Here is an 18,840-nt window from a genome sequence, read left to right as displayed (position 1 = left end):
TCGCCGCTCGCACGTCGGGCGTCCCTGAGACGATGTCTTCATGACCACCACGAACGATGCCCTCCTCCGACTCCGCGCCCTGGTCGGGCGACCGGAGGCGGAGTTCCACGACGGGCAGTTCGAGGCGATCAGCGCACTCGTCGACGACCACCGCCGGGCGCTCGTCGTGCAACGGACGGGGTGGGGCAAGTCTGCGGTCTACTTCGTCGCCACCATGCTGCTGAGGGCGCGAGGAGCCGGCCCGACGATCCTCGTCTCCCCTCTCCTGGCCCTGATGCGCGACCAGGTCTCCGCGGCCGAGCGTGCGGGCGTGCGGGCGGTGACGATCAACTCCGCCAACCGGCACGAGTGGGAGGACGTGGCGGCGCGTCTGCGCGACGACTCGGTCGACGTCCTTCTCGTGTCTCCCGAACGGCTGAACAATCCCGAGTTCCGCGACACCCAGCTCCCGGCACTCGTCGAACGCAGCGGTCTGCTGGTCGTCGACGAAGCGCACTGCATCTCCGACTGGGGTCACGACTTCCGCCCCGACTACCGCCGGCTGCGCGACCTCATCGCGCTGCTGCCCGACGGCGTGCCCGTCCTGGCGACCACCGCGACGGCGAACGAACGCGTGGTCGCCGACGTCGTCGAACAGCTCGGGGCCGGCCGCGAAGCCGAGGTGCTGACCATCCGAGGCCCGCTGGCGCGCCGATCGCTGCGCCTGGGCGTCCTGCCGCTTCCCGACGCGACCACCCGGCTCGCCTGGCTGGCCGGTCACCTGAACGACCTCCCCGGCAGCGGCATCGTGTACACGCTGACGGTGTCGGCAGCGGAGGACACCGCGCGGGTGCTGCGCCGTGCGGGCCACGAAGCCCATGCGTACACCGGCCAGACCGACACGGCCGAGCGGGAGGATCTGGAGGGTCGGCTCAAGCGCAACGAGGTCAAGGTCCTGGTCGCCACGAGCGCGCTCGGAATGGGGTTCGACAAGCCCGACCTCGGGTTCGTCGTGCACCTCGGCGCGCCGTCCTCGCCCGTGGCCTACTACCAGCAGGTCGGGCGAGCCGGCCGCGCGACCGAGAACGCCGACGTGCTGCTCCTCCCGGGCCCGGAGGACCAGGCGATCTGGCAGTATTTCGCCACGGCGTCGATGCCCTCGCACGAGAAGGCGACGGCGGTGCTGGAGGCGCTGGGAGCCGAACCGCAATCCACCCGCGTGCTCGAGAGCCGCGTCGACCTGCGCGCGTCCACCCTCGAGCTCCTGCTGAAAGTCCTCGACGTCGACGGCGCCGTACGTCGGGTGAGCGGCGGTTGGGTGGCGACCGGCGTGCCGTGGCGGTACGACGAGGAGCGGTACACGCGGATCGCCGCAGCTCGGGAGGCCGAGCAGCGATCCATGCTCGATTACGAGTCGACGACCGGGTGCCGGATGGAGTTCCTCCAGCGCGCACTCGACGATCCGGCCGCCGGGCCGTGCGGACGCTGCGACAACTGCGCCGGCGTCTGGTATCCGGCCGAGGTCGATGGCGCTACCGCCGGCGAGGTCGGGTCCTTGCTCGACCGGGTGGGGGTAGAGATCGAGCCGCGCAAGCTGTGGCCGACAGGAGCGGACCGGCTCGGCGTCGGGGTGAAGGGCAAGCTCAAGCCGGAGCAGCAGCTTCAGACGGGCCGGGCCCTGGCGCGGCTCACCGACCTGGGATGGGGCGGCCGCCTTCGAGAGCTCCTCGCAGACGGAGCTCCGGACCAGCCGATCCCTCCGGCCGTTCTCGATGCCTGCGTCCGCGTGCTGGCCCAATGGGACTGGCAGGCGCGCCCCGGCGCGGTCGTCGCGCTGCCCTCCCGGCGTCGGCCCCAGTTCATCGAGTCGCTCGCCCGCGGCCTTGCGTCGGTCGGACGGCTGCCGTACGCCGGAACGCTCGCCTGGCGGGGCGGACCCCCGTCCGGCCAGCCGGGAGGGAACAGCGCGTTCCGCCTGGCATCCGTGTGGGACCGCTTCTCGGCGGAGGGGCTGGAACTGCCGCCCGGCGCTCCGGTGCTGCTGGTCGACGATCTGGTGGACAGCCGCTGGACGATCACCGTCGCCGGACAGGAACTGCTGCGTGCGGGCGCCGCGGCTGTGCTGCCGTTCGCAGCGGCGGCGCGGAGCTGAGCGGAAGCATGCGCTGTGCTCCCGCCCACCCGCGCATCAGATGAAGTCGCCTCCGCCGAAATCGCCTCCGCCGAAATCGCCGCCGCCGAAGCCGCCCCAGTCACCGCCACCGCCCCAGTCGCCTCCGCCCTGGTCGCCGCCCCAGCCGGAATCGGTGCCCGAGGTGTCGCCACCGCCGTCCCAGCCGGCGGCCTGAACCGATCCGTCGCCGGCGCCGCCGTCGCCCGTACCGCCATCACCGGAACCGCTGTCGCCCGAGCTGTCGCCGCTGCCGTTGTCGCCGCCCTGGTCGTTCGCGTTCTGGTTGTCGCCGCCTTGGTCGCCGCCGCCGTCCGCCTGGTTGTCCCACGGCGAAGGCAGGAAGGCGCTGACGAGCGCCGAGCCGATGACGTAACCCGCGACGCTGCCCAACAGCGAACTCGCGAACATGCTGCCGAATCCCATCCCGCCGGCGCCGCCGACGCCGATGCCACGCCCGCCGCCGAGCGCTCGCTCGAGCGTCCCCGGCTGCCGCAGTTCGGAGCGCGTCGCCGACTGCGCGAGCGATCGCGGGTCGTCGCCACGCGGCTGCTCCCCCGTCGGCGCGCTCTCACTGAGCTGCTGGAAGAGCAGTCGTCGCTGCTCCGGGCTGAGCTTCGCGAACGCCTCCTCGTGCACCTGCTCGATGGTCTCGGGCGGCGCTGTGCGCAGCAGGTAGCGGTAGCGCTCCACGGCGATCTCGTCGTCGCTGCGGGCGGGGCCGTTGGCCTGCGGTCCCGGCGCCGCGGGTGGCGCCGGCGGGTATGCGGCGTTCTGCGGTCCGCCACCGGTCCCCTTCGGCTCTTCCCGTCCGAGCAGGCGGTCAAGGAATCCCATGTCGTCCCCTTCACTCCACGTCGACGCCAGCGCGCCGCGGTGGACTCAGCCTAGGGAGCCGGGCGTGAGAATACTCTCAGAGTTCGCGGGGCGTCCACCCCATGGCGGCTGCGCATCCGCCGTCAGAGCGCGACGCCGAGCATGACCGGCTCCGGCTGCAGCACCACGCCGAACTCAGCCTGCACCCGGGACTGGATGAACTCGGCGAGTTGCAGGACATCCGCAGCCGTCGCGCTCCCCCGGTTCACGATGGCGAGCGTGTGCTTGGACGAGATCGCGGCGCCCGACCCCGGCAGCGCGAAGCCTCGGCGGATCCCCGCATTCTCGATGAGCCAGGCCGCGCTGAGCTTCACCGTGTACTCGGCGGTCGCGAGCGGCGGGACATCGAGCGGATGGACACCGCCGGGCGGCAGCCCGATCACGGCATCCGGTTCCTGCGGCTCCTGTGGCCACCGCGGAGCGTTGGCCGGGAGCGAGCGGGCGAAGCCCTCCGACACGATCGGATTCGTGAAGAACGAGCCGGAGCTGACGGAGTCCGGGTCCGTCGGGTCGAGGACCATGCCCTTGGACGAACGCAACGCCAGCACGGCCCGGCGCAGCTCGGCGACGGGTACGCGGGATCCGAGAGGCACCGCCAGAGCGTCCGCGAGCTGGCCGTACGCGACGGGCGCGCTCAACGGCGCCCCTACTCCGTCGGTGGCCGAGCTGTCGTCCAGCTCGAGGTCCACGGACAGCACGACCCCGCGCCGCCCGCGCTTGAGGACGGACGTGCGGTACCCGAGCCCGAGCTCCGCGCGCCCCAGGTACACCACCTCGCCGGTCTGCTCGTCGAAGAACTCGACGCCGACCAGCGACGACTCCAGCTCCTGCCCGTACGCCCCGATGTTCTGCACCGGTGCGGCTCCGGTGGATCCGGGGATGCCGGAGAGCGCCTCGACGCCCGTCCACCCGTTGCGCACCGTCAGCGCCACCAGGTCGTCCCACGGCTCACCCGCCTGCACCCGGATGCGCACGCGGCCGACCGGCGAGGGGAGCCGCTCGACGCCGCGCGTCCGGACGTGGACGACGGTCCCGTCGAAGCCCTCGTCGCTCGCGACCAGGTTCGATCCTCCGCCTAGGACGAACCACTCCTCGCCGGACGCGATGGCATCACGGACCGCCTGGACGAGTCCTTCGCGGTCGTCCGCAGCGACGAACGCCGCCGGCGCTCCGCCGACGCGGATCGTCGTGAGCTCGGCGAGGGCCGGGGTGACGTCGGTCATGCGAACCGGACGCGGACCTGCGCCTTGCCGAGCACGGTCTCGCCGCCGAAGGTCGTGGTCAGGTCGATGCGGGCGACGCGCGCCTCCGCATCCAGCTGCCCCACCTTCGCCGTCACGGTCACCGTCGCGCCCTCGGACGGGTCGACGACGACCGGGCGCGTGAAGCGCACCTGGTAGTCGGCGACCAGCGCCGGGTCGCCGGCCCAGTCGACGACGGGCTGGACGGCCAGCCCCATCGTCAGCATCCCGTGGGCGATCACGCCGGGGAGCCCGACCGACGTCGCAATGTCGTCGCGGTAGTGGATGGGGTTGAAGTCACCGGAGGCGCCCGCGTAGCGGACGAGCGAGTCGCGGCTCAGCTCGACGGTGCGCTCGGCGACCACGTCGCCGACGGCGAGAGCGTCGAAGTCGGGCGTGCTGCCCGGGTTGGTGTCAGTCGTGGCCATCACTCGTCTCCTCGAACGACCAGGGTGGAGGTGGCGGTGACGACGTGCGCGCCGTCCGCGTCGACGATGGTGGACTCGGCGGTGACCATCGAGTGCGCCCCGAGCGTCTTGACGGACGTGACGCGGAGCGTCGCGGTCAGCTCGTCGCCGGCGAACACCGGGCGGCTGAAGCTGAAGCGCTGGTCGCCGTGCACCACGCGGCTGAAGTCGATGCCCGAGTCCGGTTCGGCGAGGAGCTGCGCGAGCGTGGCCTCCTGCACCACGACGGGGAACGTGGGCGGCGCCACCAGGTCGCGGTGGCCGGCGGCGCGCGCAGCCTCCACCTCGTAGCTGGTCGGGTCGGTGGCGAAGACGGCCCGCGCGAACTCGCGCACCTTCTCACGCCCCACGAGGTACGGCCGGGTCGGCGGGAATTCCCGCCCCTGCAGCTCTGGATTCACTGGCACCCGACGATTCTACCGACCGGCGGATGCACGCCCCGGGATGACAGAAGACCCCGGAGGCCTGGGCCTCCGGGGTCTTCGTGCTCGGTGCTAGCGCCTTACTGGCAGCTGTCGCACTGCAGCAAGTCCATGGGGTCGACGGGAACCGAGTAGCCGCCAACGCTGTCGTTTTCGTAGTCCATGATGGCCTCCCCTTGAAGTCGTGGTGTCCCGCGTTCCCGCGGTGTTCACCCACTATATAACCCGAATGACACGATTGTCATTCCACTACATGTTGTGTTTTGGGGATTTTTTCTCCTAGCCCCCAATTTAGGGGAAACCACCGACATCTGAGTGGTCGCCGCAAATCGGAGATGGCTCGGAGGTCTGAGTTCGCAGCTCACGATGGCCGCGGCCCGGCCGCATCCGGGTCGGCCGCCGCTGCAGCCCCCGGCTCGACCGACGCCGAGTCCGTCTGCAGCGTCCTGGTGTCGGCCGGGTCCTTCTGGCGCCGGCTGGCGAACAGGAACGGGATGCCGATCAGCTCGACCGCTCCGCCGATGACCAGCGACGTGCCGTAGCCCCAGAGGTCGGCCGCACGTCCCAGCGCCGGCTGGATGAAGACTCCGCCGAGGCTGCCGAACAGCGAATCGAACGACAGCACGGTGGCACGCTGCTTCGACGGGATCATGTCGTTCAGGTAGGCCTGACGAACCGGACCGGCCACCGCGAACACGAAACCCCAGATCACCAGGAAGACGACCGCCAACCAGAACAGGCTGGTCAGCCCGAGTGCCACGAGAATCAGGATGCTCACCAGCGATGCCCCGATCACCGTCGTGGTGCGCTTCGCGAACAGCCCCCGGACGCGCGCGGAGAGCACGCCACCCGCGATCTGCGCCAACGAGAGGATGGCGGCCGCGAGCCCCGCGATCGAGTACGCCGTCTTGTCACCGTAGAGCTCGAGCAGGTACGGCTGCAGCGCGTAGAAGGCGTAGATCCCGACACCGGAGGCGAACGGCGCCGACAGGATCACCCACCTCACCGACCGTCTGCGCAGCCCGTGATCGATCGATTGTTTCAGCACGTTCCTGGTCGCCGCGACCGGGCGCATCGAGTGGTCGGGCGTGAAGCCCAGGTCTTTCATCACGATGGCGGCGAACACCAGCATGACCACGAGCACACCCGCCCTCAACAGGAACGGCACACCGAGATTGGTCGCCTGGGCGATGATGCCGCCGAGAACCGATCCGGCGAACATCGAGATCCCCGTGACGACCAGGCCCCGGCCGAACACGGCCTCGAGACTCCCCGCGTACTTGGCGAACGCCAGCGCGTCCACCAGCCAGGCGTCCACCGCGCCGGAGAAGAACGTGAAGCCGAGGCCGAGCAGCGCCGACACGATCGCCCACCAGACGAACGGCGCGTGCCAGAGCCACAGCATCCAGTACAAGCCGGTCGTCACCGACAGGGTGATCGTGCCCAGCAGATACGACGCTTTCCGTCCGACCGTGTCGGCGACGACACCCGTCGGGATTTCGAAGACGACCATGCCGGCGGTGAAGAACGCGTTCGCAGCGAATGCCTCGAAGTTCGACAGCCCCGCGTCGAGCAGGAAGAGCGTATTGATACCCCAGATCAACGACGCGGCAAGCGTGTTGCCGAGCATCAGGGTCAGGTAGACGCGCTGCACTCGACGAGCCGCCGGATTCATGTCCCGCGACCGATCGGCTCGTCCCGACTCGTCACGCGGGCATGATGGACCCGATCAGGCAGGCATGGCAATGACCTACAGGAGCGGAGGCGCGATCTCTCCCGAGCCGCGGATGACGAGGTCCACGTTCGAGACCAGGTCTGCAGCCTCGTGAACCGCGTCCGAGGTGCGGTTCTCGAGCCGCTGGAACATCCGCTCGGCGGCGATCGTCCCGATTCGCGCAGGATGCTGCGCGATGACCGTGATGCCGGGATCGAGGAGGTCTCCCAGCTCGATCTCGTCGAAGCCGACCACGGCGACCTCGTGCTGGCGGCCCAGCTTGCGGAGGGCGCGGACGACGCCGACCGTGATCAGGTTCTGGCTGCTGAAGATCGCCGTCGGCGGTCGCGGCGAGCTGAGGAGGTTCTGCACGACCGTTTCGGCCGCCGCCGAGGTCGTGACGTCATCGACGACGGTGCGCAGACCTTCGTCCACCTCGAACTCGTCGAGGGCGCTGAGGAAGCCGGCTTTGCGCTGCTGCGCGGTCCAGATTCCGGTCTTGTCGAAGATCCCCGCGATCCGGCGGTGGCCGCGGCCGAGGAGATGACGGGTGCCCATCGCCGCCCCGCCGAAGTTGTCCGAGCGCACCACGTCTGCGATGTAGTCGGATGGCTCCCGGTCGATGAAGACGACGGGGACCTTCTCCGGAAGGATCTCGGAGAGGTACGCCTGGCTGCCGGTCGAGCAGGTGAGGATGAGCCCGTCCACCTTGCGACGCAGGAAGTTCTCCACTGCGGAAACTTCGCGGACGGGATCTTCGTCGAGGCTGGACGCGAGCACGGCGACACCGTGCTGCGCCGCCACGTCCTCGATGGCGCGGTGAATCGTCGCGGCGAACGGATTGTCCACGCTTCCGAGCAGCAGCCCGATCGACTTGGTGCGGGCATGCACCCGTCGCAGGTTGCTGGCGAGGCTGTCCGGCTCCCACTGCAACTGTGCGATGACGGCACGTACGCGCTCCCCCGTGGCCGGCGCCACATTGGGTTCGTTGTTGATGACGCGGGACACGGTCTTGATACCGACGCCCGCCTCGCGGGCGACGTCGCGGATCGTCACTCGCCGGGCCGCGCTTGGTCCAACGCCCGATAACGATGTCATTACGCCCCATCTCCGCCGTGTGAACGAGTGTAGCGAAATGTTCCCGGGTATGTCATCATGGCCGATGACACCGTTGTCAGGGCATCAGGCCCTCCGACAGAAAGGGGCCGAAGATGCCCACCCGATTCCCGCGTCGATCCCGCAAGGTCGCCCTCGCCTCACTCGCAATGGCTGCCGCCGTCGCCGCCACCATGACCGCCTGCTCGTCCGGCTCGGCCGGCGGCTCGACCGCAGGGCCGAATGACGAGGTCGGCGTTTCGCTGATCGTCAAGACCACCAGCAACCCGTACTTCGTCGCCATGGAGACCGCCGCCAAAGCGGACGCGAAGAAGAACAACGTGAAGCTCACCCTGGCCGCCGGCAAGAAGGACGGTGACACGGACACCCAGATCCAAGCGATCGAGAACGCGATCTCCCGCGGCGACAAGGGAATCCTGATCACGCCCAACGGGCCCGCGGTCAACAACGAAATCGGCAAGGCGCGCCACGCCGGCCTCTATGTGATCGCACTGGACACGCCCCCGAACCCCGCCAACACCGTGGACATCACGTACGCGACCGACAACTTCGCTGCAGGCGAGTCCATCGGCAAGTGGACGGCGGACACGCTGGGCGGCAAGAAGGCCGTCATCGCGATGATCGACCTGTTCTCCGACCAGATCGTCTCGGTCGACGTCGACCGCGACCACGGGTTCCTCTCCGGCATGGGCATCGATGTCGGCGACAAGAGCAAGAACGGCGGCGAGGACGCGAGCGGCTCGTACACCGGCGGCACGGGCGGTCAGTACGAGATCGTCGGGCATCAGGCCTCGCAGGGCGCCGAAGACGGCGGCCGCACGGCGATGGAGACCCTGCTCTCCAAGAACCCGAACATCAACGTCGTCTACACGATCAACGAACCGGCCGCATATGGCGCGTACCAGGCACTCAAGGCCGCCGGCAAGCAGGACAGCGTCACGATCGTGAGCATCGACGGCGGCTGCACCGGCGTCGGATACGTGAAGGACGGCATCCTCGGGGCCACCGCGCAGCAGTACCCGTCGAAGATGGCCTCGCTCGGCATGGAAGCCATCGCGAAGATCGCTCGGGGCGGTGAGAAGCCCAAGACCAGCGACGGTCTCGACTTCTTCAACACCGGTTCCACCCTGATCACGAACAAGGCCGTCTCGGGCCTCGAGAGCGTGGACGCCACTAAGGGCGCCACGACCTGCTGGCAGAACTGATCCACGGGGAGGGCGCTCCCCAGCGGGGCGCCCTCCCCTCGGTTGAACACACATCACTGGAGATCCACCGTGACCAATCCGAATACGACAACTTCCCCGCCGACCTCGTCGCTGAATCTCGCGGACGAGTTCATCAACCGTCAGACACCGATGATGCGAGTGCGCGAGGTGCTGCACCGCTATCCCGCGATCAGCCCGGCGATCGTCCTGGTCATCTCGATCATCGTCTTCGGGATCATCAACCCGCGCTTCCTCGCACCGACCAATCTCTCCCTGATCACCCAGCAGGTCGCCGTCATCGGAACGCTGGCTGTGGCCGAGACGCTGGTGATCCTCACCGCGGGCATCGACCTCTCCGTCGGCGCAGCAATGGTCCTCAGCTCCATCGTCATGGGCAACGCTGCAGTAGGGCTGGGCCTTCCCGGCATCGTCGCGCTGCTGCTCGGCCTGATCACGGGACTCGCGACCGGACTCATCAACGGCCTGCTCGTGACCCGGCTGAACCTGCCGCCGTTCATCGTCACCCTGGGAACCCTGAGCGTCTTCACCGCACTGACGCTGCTGATCTCGAACGGCGCAACGGTCCAGGGAACCTCCATGCCCGGTCTTCTCACCTGGACCGGCCTGACCCTCAGAGTCTTCGGCGTGGACATCACCTACGGCGTGCTGCTCATGATCCTGCTCTACGTCGTCATGGGCTTCGCCCTCGCTCGCACCGCCTGGGGACGACACGTCTACGCCGTGGGCGATGACAAGGAGGCGGCCCGCCTGACGGGTATCCGCGTCAGCCGAGTCCTTCTCAGCGTCTACCTGGTGGCCGGAGTCGTGGTGGCGCTCACGGCGTGGATCCAGATCGGTCGCGACTACGGCTCCAGCCCGAATGCCGCCGTCGACGCGAACCTCAACGCCATCACCGCCGTGGTCATCGGCGGGACCAGCCTCTTCGGCGGTCGCGGCAATATCTGGGGCACCCTCCTCGGTGCGCTGATCGTCGGCGTGTTCCGCAACGGGCTCGCCCTCGCCGGGCTGGATGTGCTCTACCAGACCCTCGCGGTCGGAATCCTCGTCATCGTCGCTGTGTCCATCGACCAGTGGATCCGAAAGGTACGAAAGTGAACACGACCATCACCGAGACCCGCACGCCGATCCTGTCGGCCCGCCGCCTGGTCAAGACCTACGGTCACGTCGTCGGACTCGATGGCGTCAGCCTGGAACTGTTCGAGGGCGAAGTGCTCGCAATCATCGGCGACAACGGCGCAGGCAAGACGACACTGATCAAGTGCCTCACCGGGGCGGAGATCCCGGATGAGGGCGAGATCCGGCTGGACGGCGAGGTCGTGCACTTCCGCCGCCCGCAGGACGCGCGAGAAGCCGGCATCGAGACGGTCTACCAGTCGCTGGCCGTGTCGCCTGCCCTCGACGTCGCCGCCAACATGTACCTCGGCCGTGAACTGCGCCGGCCCGGCTTCCTCGGTTCTGTTCTGCGCATGGTCGACACCAAGACCATGAGGCAGCGGGCACGGGCGGAGCTGACCGAGCTGGGGATCTCGACGCTTCAGGACGTCGCCGTCCCCATCGAGAACCTCTCCGGCGGCCAGCGCCAGGCCGTCGCTGTGGCCCGAGCAGCCGCTTTCGGTTCGAAGGTCGTCGTGCTGGACGAGCCCACGGCCGCGCTCGGCGTGCGCGAGTCCCGCCAGGTCCTCGACCTGATCAAACGACTGCGCGACAAGGGGATCCCCGTGATCCTCATCAGCCACAACATGCCTCACGTGTTCGAAGTGGCCGACCGGATCCACATTCAGCGGCTCGGCAAGCGCGCGGCGACCATCACCCCGCAGTCGCACTCCATGACGGACGCCGTGGCGATCATGACGGGAGCGCAGAAGGAGTGAGCGATGCCCGATTCCTGTACGCGGAAATCGACGCCCTCCCCGGCGCGGAAGACGCCATCGCCTCGCTCCTGACCGACTACGGCGTGCAGGTTCGAGCAGAGCCCGGGAACCGGCGATTCGAGGTCTTCACCATGGCGAGCCGCCGAGACAGGTTCTTCGTGTACGAGGAGTACGAGTCCACTGCTGCGTTCCAGGCACACGAATCAGCCGACTACTGCGCCCGCTTCAACCTGCAGCTGGAGCCGCTGGCGGTGGGCGGGCGTTCGAGGCTGACCTGGCTAGAGCCTGTCGCGTGAGTACGGGCGTAACGGCCGGCGTCTTCGTCGTCGGCGAGTCTCTGGTGGACGTCGTCGAGCGAGAAGGCGTACGGACCGCGCACGCCGGAGGCAGCCCGTTCAACGTCTCGTTCGGGCTGGGCCGCCTCGGTCTTCCGACGACGTTCGCGACGTCCTGGGGGGACGACGACAACGGTCGTCTGCTGGCGGCCCAGTTGGCGACGGCGCACGTGGAGACGATCGTGGAGGCCGCCGAAGGCGGCACATCCGTCGCCACGGCGCAGGTCGATGCGAACGGAGTCGCTCGCTACGATTTCGATCTCGAGTGGACGCTCAGGGCGATCGCTGCGCCGACGACCGCCGTCTTCCACACCGGCTCGCTCGGCGCCCTCCTGGAGCCGGGCGCGACGACCGTGAGAAGACTGGTCGAGGGCCTGCATCCGGACACCGTTGTCACCTTCGACCCCAATGTGCGGCCTGCACTCGTGCCGGATCGACCGCGCACCCTCGAGATGGTCGGCTGGTACAGCGGGCACGCGCACCTGGTGAAACTCAGCGACGAGGATGCGGCCTGGCTGTTTCCCGGATGGGATCACCGCTCGGTCCTGGACTGGATCGTGGATCACGGCGCCGCTGTGGCGGTGCTCACCCTGGGCGAGCGGGGGAGCATCCTGAGGACCCGCTCGTCGGAGGTGGGGGTCGACGCACCGCGCACGTCGGTGGTCGACACCATCGGCGCCGGAGATGCGTACATGGCGGGCCTCATCGCGGGCGCGGTCTTCGGCCACGCGTTGCCCGAGCTTCGAGCCGGCGCCGTGTCGGACGACACGCTCCTGTCGATGGGCGGGATGGCTTCCCACGCAGCTGCGCTGACCGTGGCGAGGGCCGGCGCCATGCCGCCGACCCTGGCGGAGCTGGAGCGCGTGCTGAGCAGCTCCGGTCAATAACTCCGCCCGACGATCGCCACGAGCTCGGAGTCGGGGTCTGCGCTGCCCGGCACTGTCCCCTCGCGGGTCTGCAGGCAGCGGACGCTGACGGCTTCGCGGTTGAGCGCGTCCTCGCCTTCCTCGCCGAGTTGCTTCCATGGGATTCGTGCGAAGCCCGTTCTCGCAGCGTCGAGAGCCTCGGGCACGGAGGTCGCCTCCACCGTGCGGGCCGTAAGTCGCCGGCGGGCTGCCTCGATCATCTCGGTGTGCATCGTCTCCAGGAGATCGACGACAGTTGTGCCGATCGCGTCGAGCGCGACCGCTTCCTTGGCGCCGCTGTCGCGTCGCACGATCGTCGCCCGGCCGGATTCGAGATCTCGGGGCCCGACCTCCAGCCGGACCGGCACACCCTTGAGCTCCCATTCCGTGGCACGCCGGCCGAAGCCCTGCGTGGTCCGATCATCGAGGCGGGCGCGCACCCCGGTCGCGATCAGTTCACGGACGAGTGACGAAGCGGTGGTGAGCGTCCGCTCGTCGTCCTTCACGGCGACGACCACGACCTGCACCGGTGCGACACGGGGCGGGATGCGGATTCCCCGGTCATCACCGTGCGCCATGATCAGCCCGCCCACCATGCGTGTACTGGAACCCCACGACGTCGTCCAGCACGTTTCGACCTGTCCGGAGCTGTCGGTGAAGGTGATATCGAATGCCTTCGAGAAGTTCTGGCCCAGCTCGTGACTGGTGGCCATCTGAAGCGCCTTGCCATCGCCCATCATCGCCTCGCAGGTCATCGTGTTGATCGCCCCGGCGAACCGCTCGCGACGGGACTTGACTCCGACGAGCACGGGGATCGCAAGAACGTTCTGCAAGAAGTCGCGGTACACGTCCAGGTGGATCCGCAACGCATAGGCGTTCGCATCCTCCTGGGTGGCGTGCGCGGTGTGCCCCTCCTGCCACAGGAACTCGGAGGTCCGCAGGAACAGGCGCGGGCGCATCTCCCACCGCACGACGTTCGCCCACTGGTTCAGCCGCATCGGCAGATCCCGATGCGATTGGATCCACTTGGACATCAACTCGCCGAACACGGTTTCGCTCGTCGGCCGGACGACGACCGGTTCGGACAGCTGCTTGCCACCCGCGTGCGTGACCACGGCGAGCTCAGGGCTGAAGCCTTCGACGTGCTCGGCCTCCCGTTCCAGGTAGGACTGCGGGATGAACAGGGGCAGGTAGACGTTCTCGGCTCCGGTCGCCGTGATGCGCCGGTCCACCTCGGCCTGCATCCGCTCCCACAGGCCGTAGGCATACGGTCGGATCACCATCGTGCCGCGCACCGGACCGTTCTCAGCCAGTTCGGCCTTCTCCAGGACGTCCTGGTACCAGCGGGGGAAATCGTCCTGCTGGGAGGTGAGCACACTCATGCGACCGCTATCCGCCATTGGGCCACGCTACCGGCAGCCCGAGACTTCGGCCACAGCTCAGGCTCCGGCGCCGCCATCCACCGGCACGATGGCGCCGGTGACATACGAAGCACGGTCACTCAGCAACCACGCGGCGACCTCAGCGATCTCGCTGGGGTCGGCCATCCGCCCGAGTGGAATCCGTGCCGAGAGCCGCTCGATGACTCCCGGCGTCGCCCTCTCCCACGCGTCGATCATCTCCGTGGACGTTCCCCCCGGGGCGATGCCGTTCACACGGATGCCGTCGGGCGCCCAGGTGACAGCGGCGGTCTCGGTGATGCTGTTCAGTGCTCGCTTCATCGCGCCGTAGGCCGGAAGCGCGGCGTTGGCACGGCGGCTTCCGATGCTCGAGGTGTTGACGATGGCGCCGCCACCGCCCTCCCTCATCAGGGCCGCCTCCGCGGTCATCGCCGTCCAATGCGCGCGGAAGTTCACGGAGAACTGGGCGTCGATGTCGATGCCGCTCGTAGCATCCAGAGCACCCGGCCGCTGGATGACGCCGCCGTTGTTGAACGCCCCGTCGATGCGACCGTGGAGTTCGCCCACGCGATCGACGGTCGATCGGATGCTCGCCGGCTCGGCGAGGTCCAGGGCGACAGCATCCGCTGTGCCACCGCCTGCGCGCAGCTCGGAGGCGATGCGTTCGAGGGCGCGGATGTCACGGGCTGCGAGCACGACGGACGCGCCCTCCCGCACGAACAAGCGAGCTGCCGCTTCACCGATTCCGCGGCTGGCGCCGGTTATCAGAACGACCTTCCCGGTGAGCAGGCCGATTGAGGATGGGGCGATGATCTCTGTCATGTCCCCAGCCTCCGCCGGCCGGAGGCTGCGGAGGCAGGCACCACCGGTACTACGATCCGCGGCCAGGAAGGAAGCAGACTGGGCGCATGGACAAGCGAGAACTCGGTCTGTTCCTCCGCAGCCGGCGGGAGCGACTGTCCCCGCAGGATGTGGGGCTGGCCCCGGGTCCGCGACGACGGACGCCGGGACTTCGCCGGGAGGAAGTGGCGGTGCTGGCCCACATTTCCACCGAGTACTACGTGCGGCTGGAACAAGGGCGGGCACCGCGGCCGTCGAGCGAGGTGCTGGCCGCGATCTCGGCCGCACTGCTCCTGACCGATGCAGAGTCGGAACACGCCCACCTCCTGGCAGGCACTGCGTCGGTTCAGTCGCGTCTGCACTGCAGAGACGTCCGCCCGAGCATCGTCGCCCTTCTACAGCGACTTCCGCAGACCGCAGGGTTCGTGACGTCGGCGATCTTCGACGTTCTGGCCTGGAACGATCTCGCCGCCGCGCTCATGGAGGATTTCGGGTCGCTCGACCCGGCGGACCGCAACCTCGCGCGCAAGGCGTTTCTCGCGCCGGCTGGGCCCCGCGAGACGATGTACGGAATCTCCGATGAAGCGGCTTTCCGGCACAGGGTCGTGACGCGACTCCGCGTAGCCGGCGCCCGGTACCCCTCTGACCCGGCTGTCCGCGACCTCATAGAAGAGCTCCGAACGAACAGCAGCGATTTCGCACGCCTCTGGGAACGGCACGATGTGCAGTCGGCGCCGACGCTCACGAAGACGTTCCGGCATCCACTCGTCGGGGACGTGACGGTCGACTGCGACTCCCTCACACTCTCCGACCGCGACCAGCAACTCGTCCTGTATTCGGCACCTCACGGCTCGCGCGACGCCGAGGCTCTGGCCTTGCTCGACGTTCTGGGATCCGCGCCCCTGCAGTCGCCGAGCCTGAGCTGAGGGGCGTCAGCGCGGAGTGGGCGGGCTACTCGTCGCTGAACTGCCCGGTCAGAGCGCCCGCACCCGGTTGTTGCGGGCGTCGTGGGTGAGTTCGGCCAGGCCGAGGGCTTCCAGGAGCGGCGGGAGGTACATCCCGAACCGCCCCCGGTAGCCCTTGCGCAGCCCGTACCAGCCGCCGACGGGGTTGGTCTCGGAGCGTCCCCACGCTTCGACCGAACCGTCGGCGGCCGGCTTCTGCTCGTCGGCGGCGCCGAGCGGCACCCAGTCGCCCTGTTCGCGCAACCAGGCGGCGAGATCGTCGATCGCACTGAGGTGGTACTTCAGGGTCGTGGAACCGACCTGGCAGACGAGCGCAGGCGGGCCGGCCTCCTCGTCGCGCCACATGGTGTACTCGCTCGACCCGGGTGCCGTCGTCAGCGTCCACGGATCTGCCTTCGTTCCCTCAGCCATGGGTTCAGTATGAGGCGGCGCCGACGTCTGCGGCGAGAGCGGACGGGGGCGTCTACGCGCTGACGCTGACGCTCCAGGTGACGCCGAACCGGTCCGTGAGCATGCCGAATCCGGCGCTCCAGGCGGAGGCGGCCAACGGCTCGACGATGACGGCGTCCACGGCGAGCGCATCCCAGGAGGCCTGCAACTCGTCGAGGGTGGCGGCGCTGATCGAGACGAACGACGCCTGATCCGTGACGGTGGTGTTGTTCTCGCGCCGGGTCGAGCCGCCTCCTGCGGTCGAGCCTTCCGTTCGCCCGGGGATGTCGTAGCCCATCACCCGGAATCCGTTCTCGGCGGTGACGAGGCCGAAGACGACCTTGTCCGCGCCCGGCAGCTCGGCCGGCATCCCGAAGTCGGCGTACGTGTGGATGACGGCGTGGCCTCCGAAGGCGGACTGGTAGAACTCCAGCGCCTCGCGAGCGTCGCCGCGGAAGTTCAGGTGGGGTGTCGTCTGGATGGTCATCTCTGCTCCTCTTCATGGTCGGCCCGATCGGCTCGACGATTCAGCGTCTCAGCCGTATAGGTCTATTTCTGTCCTAGACAGCACATAGGGTCGAGAACATGACCACGACATCGCGGCTGCTCAGCCTGCTGTCGCTGCTGCAGAGCAGGCGCGACTGGCCGGGATCGGTCCTCGCGTCGCGGTTGCGGGTCAGCGATCGCACCGTTCGTCGTGACGTCGAGCGCCTCAGGGAGATGGGCTACACCATCGGCTCGACGATGGGACCCGACGGCGGCTACCGGCTCGACCCGGGCGACGAACTGCCTCCCCTGCTCTTCGATGACGATCAGGCTGTGGCGGTGGCCATCGCGCTGCGGACTGCGCCGGCGACGGGTGCGGGAATCGGGGAGGCGGCGGTCCGCGCGCTCGGCACGATCCGGCAGGTCATGCCGTCACGGCTGCGTCACCGCCTCGACGCGCTCGAAGTCACCACCGTGGGTGGGCCCGGCGATGCGGCGCCCACGGACGTCTCGCTCGACGTGCTTCTTGCCGTGGCGTACGCCATCCGCGATCGCGAGACCCTCCGCTTCGACTATGTCAGCGGCAGCGGGTCCGGCACCGACGACCGGCAGCCGCTCGCCCCCCGTCGCGTCGAACCGCACCATCTGGTCGCCTCCCGCGGGCGGTGGTACCTCCTCGCCTGGGATCTCGACCGCGAGGACTGGCGCCTCTTCCGCGTCGATCGCCTTCAGCTGCGGATCCCCAACGGCGCACGCTTCGCGCCGCGCACGGTGCCCGGCGGCGACGTGGACGAGTTCGTGTCCGCGCGGTTCAAGGGAGCCGACACGAACGACTGGCCCTGCCGGGGCACGGTGATCCTCGACCTGCCCGCGCGCGACGTCCTCCCCTTCGCCGGAGACGGCTCGGTCACCCCCATCGACGAGCGGAGGTGCAGCCTGGAGGCCGGCGCATGGTCGTGGGGCGCACTCGCCGCATCGTTCGGGAGGTTCGAGGTGCGGATGGAGGTCGTGGGGCCCCCGGAACTCGCCGACGCGTTCGCGACGCTCGCCGAGCGGTACGCGTCTGCGGGCACCGCTTCCGCCTGAGGCGAAATCGGTTGCTGACACGTCAGCAATGATGCATGATTACTGACGTGTCAGCAAGAATGTCGCCTCAGCAACTCCACACCTGGGAAACGCTCCAACTCGTCATGGACGCCCTCCGCCGCGAAGTCGGCCGGGACCTCTGGAACGACGCGCAACTCTCCGACGCCGAATTCACCGTCCTCGCGCACCTCCACTCGAACGACGAGGAGGGAGTCCGGCCGGCCCAGTGCGCCCGAGCGATCGGCTGGGACTCCAGCCGGCTCGCCCACCAGTTGCGGCGGTTGGAGAAGCGCGGCCTCGTCGAGACCCGGCCGGCGGGAGGCGAGGACGGGCGAGCGACGCTCTCCCGCCTGACGCCGGAGGGCCGGACGCTGTACCGGCGCGCCATCGGGCCGCACCTGGATTCGGCGCGCCGATGGTTCGCCGACGGGCTGACCGGCGAGGAGCTGGACGGTCTGGAGAAGGCGCTCGACAGCCTGCTGAGCCACATCCGCAGGACCGCGGAGACCAACACCGAAGCAGAGAAGAAGGACTCATGAACACGATCACCGAGCCGAGCTGGGCCGCCCCCGCTCAGGACCTCCGCACCAGCACCATCCTCGTCGTGGGCGGCGTCGGCGGCGTCGGAGAGGGAGTCGTCCGGGCGCTGCTCGCCCGCGGGGCGAGCGTCATCGCCACCAGCAGGAGCGCCTCCCGAGCCGAGGAGTTCGCCGCACGCGTCGGCGACGAGAACCTGCGCACGGCCGTGCTCGACGCACTGTCGCCGGACTTCCGCGAATCGGTGCAGGCGCTACAAGCGGAGTACGGCGGCTTCGACGGTGTCGTCGTGACCATCGCCTCCTGGGGCGATCAGGGGCGCAAGCCGCTCCTCGCCCTCACCGACGCCGAGTGGGACACGCTCGTCGCCGAGAACCAGACCGCGGTGTTCCGCGCCTACCGGGCGCTGTACCCGCTGATCTCGCGCGACGGCGTGCTCGTTCAGCTCAACGGGCTGAGCGCCGACATCGCGTTCCCCGGCGGTGGTGGTGTCGCGCTGACCGCCGCTGCCACGAAGTCGATGACCCGGACCATCGCCGCGGAGATGGCCGGCCGGGGCGCACGTGTCTACGAGGTGATCCTCGGCGTGGTGCGCACCCGCGCCCGCCGGCTGGCCGGAATCGACGACCTCCGCTGGATCGACGGCGAGGAGATCGGGGTCCACGTCGCCGAACTCCTCGCGGGCACCAGTCCGCTCACCGACACGCCTGTCCAGTACTTCGTCGACAAGAGCGCCGGCCCGCAGGCCGAGGCTCCCACGCTCTGAGGAGGAGCC

General features: G+C 69.0%; 20 protein-coding genes. 10 read left to right on the top strand and 10 right to left on the bottom strand.

The features are described from left to right. Window positions 1–40: 40 nt before the first annotated feature. Window positions 41–2,131 (top strand): RecQ family ATP-dependent DNA helicase, encoded by a 2,091-nt coding sequence (locus SB754_RS01660; RefSeq protein ID WP_410780618.1) that lies wholly within the window; start codon window positions 41–43, stop codon window positions 2,129–2,131. A gap of 36 nt (window positions 2,132–2,167) precedes the next feature. Here the strand turns inward: SB754_RS01660 and SB754_RS01655 are convergent, their stop codons facing one another. From SB754_RS01655 to SB754_RS01630, 6 genes are all read right to left on the bottom strand, one after another. Then, window positions 2,168–2,986: a hypothetical protein gene (locus SB754_RS01655; protein WP_410780617.1), complete on the bottom strand. Its 819-nt coding sequence runs from the start codon at window positions 2,984–2,986 to the stop codon at window positions 2,168–2,170. A 122-nt stretch (window positions 2,987–3,108) separates the two neighbouring features. Then, on the bottom strand, window positions 3,109–4,248 hold the full coding sequence (locus SB754_RS01650; RefSeq protein ID WP_410780616.1) for a UDP-N-acetylmuramate dehydrogenase: 1,140 nt from the start codon (window positions 4,246–4,248) through the stop codon (window positions 3,109–3,111). Further along, window positions 4,245–4,694 (bottom strand): MaoC family dehydratase, encoded by a 450-nt coding sequence (locus SB754_RS01645; RefSeq protein ID WP_410780615.1) that lies wholly within the window; start codon window positions 4,692–4,694, stop codon window positions 4,245–4,247. The genes SB754_RS01650 and SB754_RS01645 overlap by 4 nt, the downstream gene beginning before the upstream one ends. After that, window positions 4,694–5,140: a MaoC family dehydratase N-terminal domain-containing protein gene (locus SB754_RS01640; protein ID WP_410780614.1), complete on the bottom strand. Its 447-nt coding sequence runs from the start codon at window positions 5,138–5,140 to the stop codon at window positions 4,694–4,696. Before SB754_RS01640 ends, SB754_RS01645 begins: the two co-directional genes overlap by 1 nt. Before the next feature lie 376 nt (window positions 5,141–5,516). Further along, window positions 5,517–6,830 (bottom strand): MFS transporter, encoded by a 1,314-nt coding sequence (locus SB754_RS01635; protein ID WP_410780613.1) that lies wholly within the window; start codon window positions 6,828–6,830, stop codon window positions 5,517–5,519. 75 nt (window positions 6,831–6,905) lie between these two features. Beyond that, window positions 6,906–7,925 (bottom strand): LacI family DNA-binding transcriptional regulator, encoded by a 1,020-nt coding sequence (locus SB754_RS01630; RefSeq protein WP_410780612.1) that lies wholly within the window; start codon window positions 7,923–7,925, stop codon window positions 6,906–6,908. 155 nt (window positions 7,926–8,080) lie between these two features. Here SB754_RS01630 and SB754_RS01625 point away from each other — a divergent pair, with 155 nt between their 5' ends. From SB754_RS01625 to SB754_RS01605, 5 genes are all read left to right on the top strand, one after another. After that, complete coding sequence (locus SB754_RS01625) at window positions 8,081–9,190, top strand: substrate-binding domain-containing protein (RefSeq protein WP_410780611.1); 1,110 nt, start codon at window positions 8,081–8,083, stop codon at window positions 9,188–9,190. A gap of 69 nt (window positions 9,191–9,259) precedes the next feature. After that, entirely contained in the window at window positions 9,260–10,306 is a 1,047-nt protein-coding gene (locus SB754_RS01620) for an ABC transporter permease (protein ID WP_410780610.1), read from the top strand. After that, on the top strand, window positions 10,303–11,082 hold the full coding sequence (locus SB754_RS01615) for an ATP-binding cassette domain-containing protein (protein WP_410780609.1): 780 nt from the start codon (window positions 10,303–10,305) through the stop codon (window positions 11,080–11,082). Before SB754_RS01620 ends, SB754_RS01615 begins: the two co-directional genes overlap by 4 nt. Beyond that, window positions 11,079–11,378 (top strand): putative quinol monooxygenase, encoded by a 300-nt coding sequence (locus SB754_RS01610; protein WP_410780608.1) that lies wholly within the window; start codon window positions 11,079–11,081, stop codon window positions 11,376–11,378. The genes SB754_RS01615 and SB754_RS01610 overlap by 4 nt, the downstream gene beginning before the upstream one ends. Beyond that, window positions 11,375–12,304, top strand: a complete 930-nt coding sequence (locus SB754_RS01605; RefSeq protein ID WP_410780607.1) for a carbohydrate kinase family protein — start codon at window positions 11,375–11,377, stop codon at window positions 12,302–12,304. The genes SB754_RS01610 and SB754_RS01605 overlap by 4 nt, the downstream gene beginning before the upstream one ends. On the opposite strand, the gene proS is transcribed toward SB754_RS01605, so the two are convergent. Further along, complete coding sequence (gene proS, locus SB754_RS01600; protein WP_410780606.1) at window positions 12,298–13,722, bottom strand: proline--tRNA ligase; 1,425 nt, start codon at window positions 13,720–13,722, stop codon at window positions 12,298–12,300. The genes SB754_RS01605 and proS overlap by 7 nt on opposite strands. A 39-nt stretch (window positions 13,723–13,761) precedes the next feature. Then, complete coding sequence (locus tag SB754_RS01595; RefSeq protein ID WP_410780605.1) at window positions 13,762–14,544, bottom strand: SDR family NAD(P)-dependent oxidoreductase; 783 nt, start codon at window positions 14,542–14,544, stop codon at window positions 13,762–13,764. A gap of 86 nt (window positions 14,545–14,630) precedes the next feature. Here SB754_RS01595 and SB754_RS01590 point away from each other — a divergent pair, with 86 nt between their 5' ends. Further along, window positions 14,631–15,488 carry a helix-turn-helix transcriptional regulator gene (locus tag SB754_RS01590; RefSeq protein ID WP_410780604.1) on the top strand — a complete coding sequence of 286 codons (858 nt, stop codon included), beginning with the start codon at window positions 14,631–14,633 and terminating at the stop codon, window positions 15,486–15,488. Between the two features lie 48 nt (window positions 15,489–15,536). On the opposite strand, the gene SB754_RS01585 is transcribed toward SB754_RS01590, so the two are convergent. Both SB754_RS01585 and SB754_RS01580 read right to left on the bottom strand, forming a co-directional pair. Then, window positions 15,537–15,938, bottom strand: coding sequence for a DUF6855 family protein (locus SB754_RS01585; RefSeq protein ID WP_410780603.1), 402 nt, complete (start codon window positions 15,936–15,938; stop codon window positions 15,537–15,539). Between the two features lie 52 nt (window positions 15,939–15,990). Next, the gene (locus SB754_RS01580) at window positions 15,991–16,443 is read right to left on the bottom strand and encodes a VOC family protein (RefSeq protein WP_410780602.1); all 453 of its coding nucleotides are present in this window, start codon (window positions 16,441–16,443) and stop codon (window positions 15,991–15,993) included. Window positions 16,444–16,541: 98 nt separating this feature from the next. On the opposite strand from SB754_RS01580, the gene SB754_RS01575 reads away from it, so the two are divergent. The 3 genes from SB754_RS01575 (at window position 16,542) to SB754_RS01565 (ending at window position 18,831) form a co-directional block, all read left to right on the top strand. After that, window positions 16,542–17,528: a helix-turn-helix transcriptional regulator gene (locus SB754_RS01575; protein WP_410780601.1), complete on the top strand. Its 987-nt coding sequence runs from the start codon at window positions 16,542–16,544 to the stop codon at window positions 17,526–17,528. Window positions 17,529–17,632: 104 nt separating this feature from the next. After that, entirely contained in the window at window positions 17,633–18,067 is a 435-nt protein-coding gene (locus SB754_RS01570) for a MarR family winged helix-turn-helix transcriptional regulator (protein ID WP_410780600.1), read from the top strand. Next, entirely contained in the window at window positions 18,064–18,831 is a 768-nt protein-coding gene (locus SB754_RS01565; RefSeq protein WP_410780599.1) for an SDR family oxidoreductase, read from the top strand. The genes SB754_RS01570 and SB754_RS01565 overlap by 4 nt, the downstream gene beginning before the upstream one ends. Window positions 18,832–18,840 lie beyond the last annotated feature (9 nt).

The sequence above is a fragment of the Leifsonia sp. SIMBA_070 genome (genome assembly GCF_046534635.1).
Lineage (GTDB): Bacteria > Actinomycetota > Actinomycetes > Actinomycetales > Microbacteriaceae > Leifsonia.
The sequence above is the reverse complement of the archived record's forward strand: the minus strand, read 5'-3'. Positions and strand labels throughout refer to the sequence as shown.